Raw genomic sequence first — 10720 nt, 5'->3', positions numbered from 1 at the left:
CCCCCCCCCCCCCCCCCCCCCCCCCCCCCCCCCCCCCCCCCCCCTCACCCCCCCCCCCCCCCCGAGAACTACACTCTCTCCGGGGGGCGGCGGAGGAGGCGGGGCCGCCACAGGCAGCGGGGCATATACTCTGGCCAGCGCGGCCGTGACCACGATCTCCTCCGCCGGCTCGAACGCCTCGCTCCGTAAGTCCGACGTGGTGGTGCCGAGCGGATAGCAGGTCAGCGACAAGGCTCCCGCTTCTTCGGGGAGCGCGCGCACGGCCACCCGGTTCAGCCGACCGGCGACGGCGTTCACTTCGGCTTCGGCGAGCGCCCCGGGGTTGCCGTTCGCCAGGGTAAGCCACGCAAAGAGATCGAGCGTGCGGCCATCCGCCGCGACCGTGGCGACATAGCTCGCGCGCCAGTCGAAGCCGGAGGCGAGGTAACTCAGCCGGACCGTCACCGTACGGGCCACGGGGGACACCGCGGCCACGCTCAGCACCGGCTTGTCCGTCAGCCCCGCGGGCGTACCGTCGAAGGAGAGCGCCTCCGGAAGCCCGGAGCAGCGTAGCGCCTCGATGCCTCCGGCGGTCTGGAGCACGACGCCCGGACGCGGCCCGGCGATGAGGGTTGCTTCCTCGCTTACGGTCCGCCCGGTCGCCCGATTCGTGCGGGTGAGCGTCACCTGCCGGCCGAGCGTGCCGTCGACCAGCGAGGCGGGGGACAGCAGGCGGGCGTCGCGGTTTTTCTCCACGACACCTCCCGGAAGCCCCTCCACCACCGCGCTCACGGGGATGATGCCTTCGGCCACGCCTTCGAAACGGAGCGTCGCCGGCCCGCGCGGCAGCTTCACCCGCCGCGTCTCCGTCACCAGCGCGAAGCCCCCCAGATAGCGCAGGTTGATGCCGCCCCGGTCGAAGGGCGCGCGATAGACGGTCAGCCCGACATGCTCGGGCGCGCGCGACGTCACGACGCGCTCCTGCGCCGCTGCCGGTCGCGGCAGCGCAAGGGCGACGACCATCGCCGCCAGAAATGCCGATCCGCGCATCAGTAGCGCGTGTCGAACGTCGCGGTGACCACCGCCTCCCCATTGGCGGGCACGGGCACCTGCCACACGGCCGCGCCGGCATCCCGCCGCTCGCTCGGCCGGCTCTCCTCAAGGATGCGGGTGTCGGCCCAGCCCAGTCCAGCCTGAACCAGCTCCACCGTCACGGCGCGGGCGCGCGCATTGGTGAGGCGATAGCGCAGCTGGGTGCGCCAGCGATCCCCACTCAGGCGCGTGCGCGAAACCGTCGTCGGCTGCACCTTCACGTCGAACGCGTCGCCGGTGGGCAGCGCGATGGTCGAGCCCTGCGGGGTATGGTCGATCCGGTTTTCGCCCGTGAACTGCGGCTGGCCGCGTGCATCGCGGACATAGACGCGAACCGTTCCTGCCGGCAGCGCATCGCCGAGTCCGGCAGCCCCGGAGTTGGCGAAGTAGAGAATACTCTGCGCGCTGCGCGGCTCGTTCGCGGTTCCGAGCCAGGGATTCTCGAAGCGATAGCCGGAGCGTGCGGCGACCCCCTTGCTGTCGAGGAAGCTGACCTGCTTGGTCTGCTTGTCCGCGATCGTCGTCCTTGCAGCCAGGGGATAGAGATAGAAGTCCCCAAGTTGCTCGCGCGCCGCCGATTCCGTGCCGGGCCGCACCTGTGTCCCGCGTCGCGGCCTAGGGGCATAGGCGTCCGGATTCTCCGCACTTCCGACATCGCCTGCCACCAGCAGCGTCTTCGCATTGTTGAAGGTCGTGCCGCTGGTGTTGCGCAGCGTCACCCAGCCCTGGACATCGACGGTGGCGCTCTTGTCGTCGAAGAGCGCGACATAGTCGGCGCTCCAGCCGAGGCCACGGCTGAGATAGGACAGTCGCGCCGGGCGGCTGCCCGCACGTTCGCTCGCCAGCGTGACAGAAAGCGTGGGCCGTGCGCGCAGGGACTCGGGCACCCGATCGAACAACGCGCGCACCGGCAGGCCGTCGTCGCGCAACACCTCCACGCGACCGCCGATCTCCAGCACGACGCCGCCGTTCACCGCCAGCACGCGCGCCCGCTCGCGCGTCTCCACTCCGGTGGCAGGGTTGGTGCGGACCAGGGTGATCGTCTCGCCGACCGCCTTTTCCATCAGGCTCGACGGGCTCAGCAGATCATAGTCGAAATTCTGCTCCACGATGGCTGCATCGGCGACGGAAAGCGAAACGGTCTCCGGCCGGATCTGCGCACTGACGTCGGGGAAGTCCTGCCGCACGCGCCGGCCCGGGAGATCGAGGACGCGCACGTCCTGCACCAGCGCCACGTCGTTGTTGTAGATGGTGACGGAAAGGTCGCCCTGCGCGCTTGCCGCACCAGGAGCGGCGGCGGGCGGCGGCAGGGCCTCCTGCGCCGCCAGGCCTGCCGGCCACGCCGTCATCAAAAGCAATATCCCGAGTGCCCGCATGTCGCCCCTCCCGTTGTTCGGGCAACATGCTCGGCCGCGGCTTCGCAGGCAATGCGCCTTTGTGATCGCGCGTCAGCATCCGGGTTGATCGGTCACGTCGACGCTGGCGACGTCGACGAGCGCGCGCAGCTTCTCCAGGCTCGCCTCGGCGGGCGGCGCCGCGCCTGCCAGCTCCAGACGGATCGCCATGCCGTCGTCCTCCATCGCCGCCGCCAGCGTCACGAACGGCAGTTCGTGGAGCGCAACGAGATTGACGACGCGCAGCAGCAACGAGGTGGAGGCGGCGCCGGTGACCGTCACGCGCATCGCCCTTTCCCCTCAGGCCGCGAGCCTCGCCTTGTCGCAAGGCTGCCGCCCCTGGACGATCACCTCGCGCGCGAGCAATGCGGCCGCACGCGCGGGAGAAACCCGCTCCGCCTCCGCCAGGTCCAGCACCTCGCCCAGCCGCGTGGCGACGCCGTCGACGCGGGACGGCACCACCGCTTCGCTCCAGCCGAGATATTCGGCCGCCACGTTGATGATGCCACCGGCGTTGACGACATAGTCGGGTGCATAGAGCACGCCGCGCTTCGCCAGCAGCTCCCCCACCTCCGCCGACGCCAGCTGGTTGTTGGCAGCACCGCACACGACCTTCGCCTGCAAGCTGGTCGCGGTCGCAACGTTCAGCACACCGCCCAGCGCACAGGGTGCAAAGACATCCGCCCGAACACCGGAGATCGCGCGGGAGGACACCAGGACCGCTCCGAAACGGGTCGCCGCCCGCGCCGCCAGTTCCGATCGCGATTCCGCGATCACCAGCCGGGCGCCGGCGGCGTGGAGCAGTTCGCACAGCGCCATGCCGACATGGCCGACGCCCTGCACCGCCACCGTCACCTCCGCCAGCGATTTGCCCAGTCGCCGTGCGACTGCCACCTCCATCGCCCGGAACACGCCGCGCGCGGTCCAGGGGGAAGGATCGCCGCCGGGCCGCTCGCCCTGCCGGGGCAGACCGGCGACGTGGGCCGTCCGCCCTGCGACAACCGCCATGTCCTCGACGCTGGTGCCGGCATCCTCGGCCGTCACATAGCGCCCATCGAGCGCTGCGACCGCGCGACCGAACGCTTCGAACAGCTGCGAGCGGCTGAACGGCGCCTCGGGGAGCATCAGCACGGCCTTGCCACCTCCCAGCGGCAACCCGGCCAACGCGTTCTTCATCGTCATGCCCGCGGCGAGCCGGAGTGCATCCTCGCTCGCGGCCGCCTCGTCGGCATAGTGCCACAACCGGCAGCCGCCGGCTGCAGGCCCCAGCGCGGTGGAATGCAGGACGATGAAGCCCCGCAAGCCCGTCTGCGGGTCGTCGAGACGGACAACGGCTTCGGGGGGCAGCAATTCATTCATGGCGGGCCTCCATCTGCGATGCAGCGAAGTGATACCTCGCGCAGGCAGGGCGAACTGATCTTTGTTGACCGCAGCCTTTGTTGTACGTGCAAAGACTGACCGCTGTTTACCGCTTTGGAGAATAGGTTGACCCATGCACTCGACGATGCTGAACGTCGTATCCTGCGCGTCCTTCAGGAGGACGCGAGCCTGCCCACCGCTGCAGTCGCAGAACGCGTGGGTCTCTCCCCCTCGCCGTGCTGGCGACGGATCGACCGGCTGGAGCGGGATGGCGTCATTCGCAAGCGCGTGGCGCTGCTCGATCGGCGGGCCATCGGGCTCAACGCGCATGTCTTTGCGCAGGTGAAGCTCAACGCCCATGGCCGCGCGCACCTGGACGAGTTTGCCGAGGCGATCCGCGCCTTCCCGGAGGTGCTGGAATGCTACGTGCTGATGGGCCCGGTCGACTTCCTGATGCGCGTCGTCGCCGAGGACATCGAAGCCTATGAACGCTTCTTCTTCGACAAGCTGTCGCGCGTACCCGGCGTCCAGGAGGTCGTCTCCACGGTCGCCCTGTCGGAGATCAAGTCGACGACCGTCCTGCCGGTATGATGGTTCGCCGCCCGCGACGCGGAACGCGGAAGCCGCACTCCAGCCGCGTCTTGAGTGGAGCGGAACCTCGCGCCCCGGAACCGATCACACTGGCAAGGCGGTCGTGTACTTGGTGGTCGCCAGCACGAAGTGCGACGAGCCCCCGGCCACGGAGGGATGGCCCAGCATCGTCTGCATCAGGAACTGGTTGTAGTCGACGACGTCCGCCACGACGACCCGGAGCAGATAGTCCCACTCGCCGGACATGGAGAAGCACTCCACCACCTCCGGCCGGCCCCGGACGAACTCCTCGAAGCTCTGCCGCGCCTCGGCCGCGTGGCTTCGCATGCGGATGTTGCACATCACGTTGACGCCGCGGCCCACGGCTTCCGGGTCGACGAGCCGGACGGTGCGCCCGAGGATACCGGCCGCCTCCAGCGCCTTCACCCGCCGCCAGCAGGAAGCCGGGGATGCCCCGACCTCCTCGGCGAGCTGCGCGTGGCTGAGCGTCGCATCCTCCTGCAACAGCCGGACGATTCGGCGATCGACCGCATCCATCGTGCGATCCTGTTTCATGTTCCTGCCGATCCTCACAAACCCATTTCATCAGCGACGATAAAGCCGCTCCGAATGATGAGCAATCATCGGCGTTGGGTGAGATCGTGTCGGCATGAGCGAGGATCCGGGCACACCACCGGCGGGCGCCGCCAAGGACTGGACCATCCCCCAGCGGTGGGAATGCTACACGCCGGAAGATCACGCCACCTGGGACAGGTTGTTCGAGCGCCAGGCCCAGCTTCTTCCCGGGCGCGTCACACCACTGTTTCTGCAGGGCCTGGACATTCTGCGCCTCTCCAAGCCCGGTATTCCCGACTTCGAAGAACTGTCGGAGCGGCTGATGAAGGCCACCGGCTGGCAGGTCGTGGCGGTGCCCGGGCTCGTTCCCGACAGCGTCTTCTTCGACCATCTGGCGAACCGTCGGTTCGTTGCCGGCAACTTCATCCGGCGCCCTGACCAGCTCGATTATCTCCAGGAGCCCGACGTCTTTCACGACGTGTTCGGCCACGTCCCGCTGCTCACCCAGCCGGTTTTCGCCGACTATATGCAGGCCTATGGCCAGGGCGGGCAGCGCGCCGCCGCGGCGGGCATGATCGCGAAGCTGGCCCGGCTATACTGGTACACGGTCGAGTTCGGACTCGTCCGGTCGGGTGATGCGCTCCAGCTCTATGGCGCCGGGATCGTCTCGTCCTACGGTGAGTCGCAATTCGCGCTCGACGATCCCTCGCCCAACCGGATCCGGTTCGATCTCAAGCGGGTGATGCAGACCCGCTATCGCATCGACGACTATCAGCAGAGCTACTTCGTCATCGACAGCTTCGAGGACCTGCTCGACCAGACGCTGAACACGGATTTCGGCCCGATCTACGCCGAACTGGCGGACGCCGCCGACATCGCGACCGACGCGGTCCTGCCATCCGACCACCTCTATACCCGGGGTACCCAGGCCTACGCGCAAGGAGGGCGCTCCGCATGATCTGCCTTCCGCGGCGATGCCGCCCTTCCCGATCTTCCAACGCTCCGAAAGGCTTTGCATGACCACGCAGAACAATCCGCTCGGCCTCGATGGTTTCGAATTCTGCGAGTTCACCTCGCCCGATCCGGAACAGCTCGGCCAACATTTCGAGCAGATGGGCTTCGTGCCGACGCACCGCCATCCGACCAAGCAGGTCACCCGCTACAAGCAGGGACGTATCAACCTCCTGCTGAACGCCGAGCCGGAGGGTCAGGCCGCCGAGTTCCGCGCCGCCCACGGCCCCTCGGCAAGCGGCATGGCGTTCCGAGTCGCCGATCCGCGCGCGGCCCGGGACCATGCCGTGGCGGAGGGTGCCGTGGCGGTCGACGCCGGGCGCGGGACGCTGGGTACCGACGCCTGTGCGATCGAGGGGATCGGCGGATCCTACCTCTACCTGGTGAAGAGCGGGGAGGATCTCTACGCCGGGTGGCAGGAAGTGCCGGGCTGGCAGGAGGCGGAGGCGCGCAACTCCGTAGGCCTCGACCTGCTCGACCACCTCACCCACAATGTCCGTCGCGGCGAGATGCGGACCTGGTCGAGCTTCTACGGCCGGCTGTTCGGGTTCGAGGAGCAGAAGTATTTCGATATCAAGGGGAAGGCGACGGGCCTGTTCAGCCAGGCGATGATCGCGCCCGACGGCGCCATCCGCATCCCCCTCAACGAGAGCCAGGACGAGAACAGCCAGATCGAGGAGTTCATCCGCGAGTATCAGGGCGAAGGCATCCAGCACCTCGCCCTCACCACCGAGAACATCTACGAGACGGTCGAGAAGCTGCGCGCGCGTGGCGTGCGGCTCCAGGACACGATCGAGACCTATTACGAGCTGGTCGATAAGCGCGTGCCCGGCCATGGCGAGGATCTGGAGCGGCTGCGCCGCAACCGCATCCTGATCGACGGCTCGGTCGAGAACGACGAAGGCATCCTGCTCCAGATCTTCACCGAGAACATGGTCGGGCCGATCTTCTTCGAGATTATTCAGCGCAAGGGCAACCAGGGCTTCGGCAACGGCAACTTCCAGGCCTTGTTCGAATCGATCGAGCTCGACCAGATTCGCCGCGGAGTCATCAAGGTCGATGCCTGATCCCGGAACGGCAGGCTTGCGGAGCAACGCGGCATGACGATGCACACGCCCGCCGGGGCGCATGCGGGCGCCGCCTATGTGCCCGGCTTCGGCAATCATGTCGCGACGGAAGCGGTTGCGGGTGCGCTGCCGATCGGCCGCAACAGTCCGCAGCACGTGCCCTTCGGCCTCTATGCGGAGCAATTGTCCGGCACTGCCTTCACAGCTCCACGGGCGGAGAACCGGCGCTCCTGGCTGTACCGGCTTCGCCCCGCCGCCCAGCACCCGGCGTTCGTGCGGTCGGCCGCGGCCCCGCGCCTGCGCTCGGGTCCGTTCGCGGAGGTGCAGCCGTCGCCCAACCGCATGCGCTGGGATCCCCCGCCCTGGCCGGAGGTCGCGACCGACTGGCTCGACGGCCTCGTCACCTATGGCGGCAACGGCAGCCCGGACGCGCAGGTCGGTGTCGGCATCCATCTCTATGCCGCGACCGCCGACATGGCGCGCGCCTTCTTCTCGGCCGACGGCGAGCTGCTGATCGTGCCGCAGGAGGGTCGGCTGTCGATCACCACCGAGTTGGGCCAGATCGACATCGCGCCGCTCCAGGTGGCGCTGATCCCGCGGGGCATACGCTTCCGGATCACGCTGCCGGACGGGCAGGCGCGCGGCTATGTGCTGGAGAACTATGGCACGCTGTTCCGCCTGCCCGATCTCGGGCCGATCGGCGCCAATGGCCTCGCCAATCCGCGGGATTTCGAGACGCCGGTCGCATCGTTCGAGGATGTCGATGCGCCCTGCACCGTCGTCCAGAAGTTCCAGGGCGGCCTGTGGGAGACGACGCTCGATCACTCGCCGTTCGACGTGGTCGCCTGGCACGGCAACCTCGCGCCCTGCCGCTATGACCTGACCCGCTTCAACACGATCAACACGGTCAGCTTCGACCATCCCGATCCGTCGATCTTCACCGTGCTGACCAGCCCCAGCGACACGCCGGGAACGGCCAATTGCGACTTCGTGATCTTTCCGCCCCGCTGGATGGTGGCCGAAGGGACCTTCCGCCCGCCCTGGTTCCACCGCAACGTCATGAGCGAGTTCATGGGGCTGGTGACCGGCGCCTATGATGCCAAGCAGGGCGGGTTCTCGCCCGGGGGCGCCAGCCTGCACAACCAGATGAACGGGCACGGGCCCGACCGCGCGAGCTATGACAAGGCAGTCGCCGCCGAGCTCGCGCCCCACCGTATTGAGGACACCATGGCCTTCATGTTCGAGACCCGCCACGTGGTCGCGCCGACCCGCTGGGCCACCGAGACCCCGACGATGCAGCTCGACTATGATGAGGTCTGGTCCGGTTTCGCCAAGGCGGAGTTGCCGCGTTGAGCTGGACCATCGACGAGACCCACGACCCCGCCCGGACGAGCTGGGTGCCCGGCGCGGATGACCACCCCGAGTTCCCGATCCAGAACCTGCCCCTCGGCATCTTCTCGACCGGCGGGGCGCCGCGCGGCGGCATCGCCATCGGCGACCGGATCCTCGATCTCGCCGCACTCGCGGAGAGCGGGCTGCTGGAGGGCGAAGCGCAACAGGCTGCCGTCGCCGCCTCCGGCCCGACGCTGAATCCGTTGCTGGCGTTCGGCGCGGCGCCCCGGCGCGCACTCCGCCGGGCGGTGTCGGCGCTGCTCAGCGACCCGGCGCAGCAGGACGCCGTCTCGCGCTGCCTGTACCAAGCCGCGGCATGCACGCTGCACCTTCCGGCGGCAGTGGGCGACTACACCGACTTCTACGTCGGCATCCATCACGCGACCAACGTCGGCAAGGTATTCCGCCCCGACAATCCGCTGCTGCCCAATTACAAATACGTGCCGATCGGCTATCACGGCCGCGCCTCGTCGGTGCGCGTGTCCGGCACGCCGCTGGTGCGCCCGTGTGGCCAGCTCAAGGCGCCGGACGCCGAGGTGCCCGTGCGCGCACCCACCCGCCGGCTCGACTTCGAGCTGGAGATGGGCGTCTGGATCGGCACCGGCAACGCGCTCGGCGAAACCATCCCGATCGGAAGCGCCGCGGAACATGTCGCGGGCTTGTCGCTGCTCAACGACTGGTCGGCACGCGACATCCAGGCCTGGGAGTATCAGCCGCTCGGGCCCTTCCTCGCCAAGAACTTCCTGACAACGGTATCGCCCTGGATCGTCACCGCCGAGGCGCTCGCTCCCTTCCGCACGGGCCAGCCCGCGCGGCCAGCGGGCGATCCCGCTCCCCTCTCCTATTTGCTCGACGCCACGGATCAGGCGGAGGGGGCGCTCGCCATCACGCTCGAAGTCACCCTGACCACCCCCGCGATGCGCGCGGGGGGCGTGGCGCCGTTCCGCCTGAGCCGCAGTGCCGCCACCCACATGTACTGGACGATCGCCCAGATGGTCGCGCACCATGCCTCCAACGGCTGCGATCTTCGCCCGGGCGACCTGCTCGGCACCGGCACCATCTCCGCGCCGACCCGCGAGGGCTTCGGCAGCCTGCTCGAACTCACCCGCGCCGGTGCGGAGCCGATTACCCTGCCGACGGGGGAGGTCCGCAGCTTCCTGGAGGACGGCGACGAACTCACGCTCGTCGGACGTGCCGAGGCGCCGGGCTATCGCGCGATCGGCTTCGGTCCGTGCACCGGCATCGTGATGCCCGCGATCGCCGCGTGATCCGCCTGCACGGCTACTGGCGGTCGAGCGCCGCCTATCGTGTCCGCATCGCGCTCAATCTGAAGGGCCTCGCCTACCACCAGGTGCCCCATGACCTGCGCACCGGCGCCCAGCGCCACCAGAGCTATACCATGCTCAACCCGCAGGGACTGGTCCCCGCCCTGGAGACCAACCAGGGCGTCGTCACCCAAAGCCTCGCCATCCTCGAATGGCTGGAGGAGACGCACCCGACGCCTGCCCTGCTCCCCGCGTCCGCGCGAGGGCGCGCAACCGTGCGCGCCATGGCAGGGCTGATCGCCTGCGACATCCACCCGCTCAACAACCTGCGGGTTCTGACCACCCTCCGCAGCGACTTGGGCGCCGACGAAGCGCAGGTCTCCGCCTGGATCGGGCGCTGGATCACGGAAGGGTTCGGCGCGCTGGAGACGCTGGTGGCACGGCACGGTGGCCGGTACGCCTTTGGCGACACGCCCACGCTCGCCGACTGCTGCCTCGTACCCCAGGTCTATTCGGCGGAGCGCTTCGGCGTCGATCTCTCCCCCTTTCCCAGGATCCGCGACTGCACAGCAGCAGCCCTAGCGCTCGAGCCGGTCGCCGAAGCCCGTCCCGATCGCCAGCCGGATGCCGACCCCGCATGAGCGATCTTGCGCGCCTTTCCGCCACTCCGGCCGGCATTGCCCTCTGCGCCCTGGACCTCCTTGCGGAGGGCACGGCCCGCAACATCGTGATCGAGACCCGGACCGGCCGCTTTCACGGCTTCCTGGTGCGGGTCGGCGACCAGGTCCGCGGCTACGTCGATCGCTGCCCGCACGCAGGGCTTCCGCTCGCCCAGACGCTGGACGCCTACCTGACCCCCGATGGCCGCTTCATCAGCTGCAGCTGGCACGGCGCGCTGTTCGAGCCAGAGACGGGCGCCTGCGTCGGCGGCCCGTGCGCCGGGCAGCGCCTCACCTCCTGGCCAGTCGCGGTGCGTGACGGGCGGATCGTCACCTGCTGACCGGAAGCCAGCCAG

At 68.9% G+C, this 10720-nt stretch carries 12 protein-coding genes; 7 read left to right on the top strand and 5 right to left on the bottom strand.

Annotated features, from left to right (window positions below):
- From VPH46_RS04555 to VPH46_RS04540, 4 genes are all read right to left on the bottom strand, one after another.
- Window positions 1-1029, bottom strand: a 1029-nt coding sequence (locus tag VPH46_RS04555) for a DUF4139 domain-containing protein (RefSeq protein ID WP_416609268.1), incomplete at its 3' end; no start/stop codon positions are given.
- On the bottom strand, window positions 1029-2420 hold the full coding sequence (locus VPH46_RS04550; RefSeq protein ID WP_416609266.1) for a DUF4139 domain-containing protein: 1392 nt from the start codon (window positions 2418-2420) through the stop codon (window positions 1029-1031). The genes VPH46_RS04550 and VPH46_RS04555, both read right to left, overlap by 1 nt.
- Before the next feature lie 99 nt (window positions 2421-2519).
- The gene (locus VPH46_RS04545) at window positions 2520-2753 is read right to left on the bottom strand and encodes a hypothetical protein (RefSeq protein ID WP_416609264.1); all 234 of its coding nucleotides are present in this window, start codon (window positions 2751-2753) and stop codon (window positions 2520-2522) included.
- A gap of 12 nt (window positions 2754-2765) precedes the next feature.
- Window positions 2766-3824 carry a Glu/Leu/Phe/Val family dehydrogenase gene (locus VPH46_RS04540; protein WP_416609262.1) on the bottom strand — a complete coding sequence of 353 codons (1059 nt, stop codon included), beginning with the start codon at window positions 3822-3824 and terminating at the stop codon, window positions 2766-2768.
- A gap of 126 nt (window positions 3825-3950) precedes the next feature.
- Here VPH46_RS04540 and VPH46_RS04535 point away from each other — a divergent pair, with 126 nt between their 5' ends.
- The gene (locus tag VPH46_RS04535; RefSeq protein ID WP_416609260.1) at window positions 3951-4415 is read left to right on the top strand and encodes an Lrp/AsnC family transcriptional regulator; all 465 of its coding nucleotides are present in this window, start codon (window positions 3951-3953) and stop codon (window positions 4413-4415) included.
- An 84-nt stretch (window positions 4416-4499) separates the two neighbouring features.
- On the opposite strand, the gene VPH46_RS04530 is transcribed toward VPH46_RS04535, so the two are convergent.
- Window positions 4500-4970: an Lrp/AsnC family transcriptional regulator gene (locus VPH46_RS04530; protein ID WP_416609258.1), complete on the bottom strand. Its 471-nt coding sequence runs from the start codon at window positions 4968-4970 to the stop codon at window positions 4500-4502.
- A gap of 94 nt (window positions 4971-5064) precedes the next feature.
- On the opposite strand from VPH46_RS04530, the gene phhA reads away from it, so the two are divergent.
- From phhA to VPH46_RS04500, 6 genes are read left to right on the top strand one after another with little or no spacing between them, the layout of a single operon-like run.
- On the top strand, window positions 5065-5928 hold the full coding sequence (phhA, locus tag VPH46_RS04525) for a phenylalanine 4-monooxygenase (protein WP_416609256.1): 864 nt from the start codon (window positions 5065-5067) through the stop codon (window positions 5926-5928).
- 58 nt (window positions 5929-5986) lie between these two features.
- Window positions 5987-7048, top strand: coding sequence for a 4-hydroxyphenylpyruvate dioxygenase (gene hppD, locus VPH46_RS04520; protein ID WP_416609254.1), 1062 nt, complete (start codon window positions 5987-5989; stop codon window positions 7046-7048).
- A 33-nt stretch (window positions 7049-7081) separates the two neighbouring features.
- On the top strand, window positions 7082-8401 hold the full coding sequence (gene hmgA / locus VPH46_RS04515; protein WP_416609252.1) for a homogentisate 1,2-dioxygenase: 1320 nt from the start codon (window positions 7082-7084) through the stop codon (window positions 8399-8401).
- Entirely contained in the window at window positions 8398-9708 is a 1311-nt protein-coding gene (gene fahA, locus VPH46_RS04510) for a fumarylacetoacetase (protein ID WP_416609250.1), read from the top strand. Before hmgA ends, fahA begins: the two co-directional genes overlap by 4 nt.
- Entirely contained in the window at window positions 9672-10346 is a 675-nt protein-coding gene (maiA, locus tag VPH46_RS04505) for a maleylacetoacetate isomerase (RefSeq protein WP_416609248.1), read from the top strand. Before fahA ends, maiA begins: the two co-directional genes overlap by 37 nt.
- A complete protein-coding gene (locus tag VPH46_RS04500) occupies window positions 10343-10705 on the top strand; it encodes a Rieske (2Fe-2S) protein (protein ID WP_416609246.1) in 363 nt (120 codons plus the stop codon). Before maiA ends, VPH46_RS04500 begins: the two co-directional genes overlap by 4 nt.
- Window positions 10706-10720 lie beyond the last annotated feature (15 nt).

This window comes from Sphingomonas sp. MJ1 (PH-R8), assembly GCF_048058635.1.
In the GTDB taxonomy this organism is placed as follows: domain Bacteria; phylum Pseudomonadota; class Alphaproteobacteria; order Sphingomonadales; family Sphingomonadaceae; genus Sphingomonas.
Note: the sequence above shows the minus strand (reverse complement) of the source record. Positions and strands in the feature narration are given on the sequence as shown.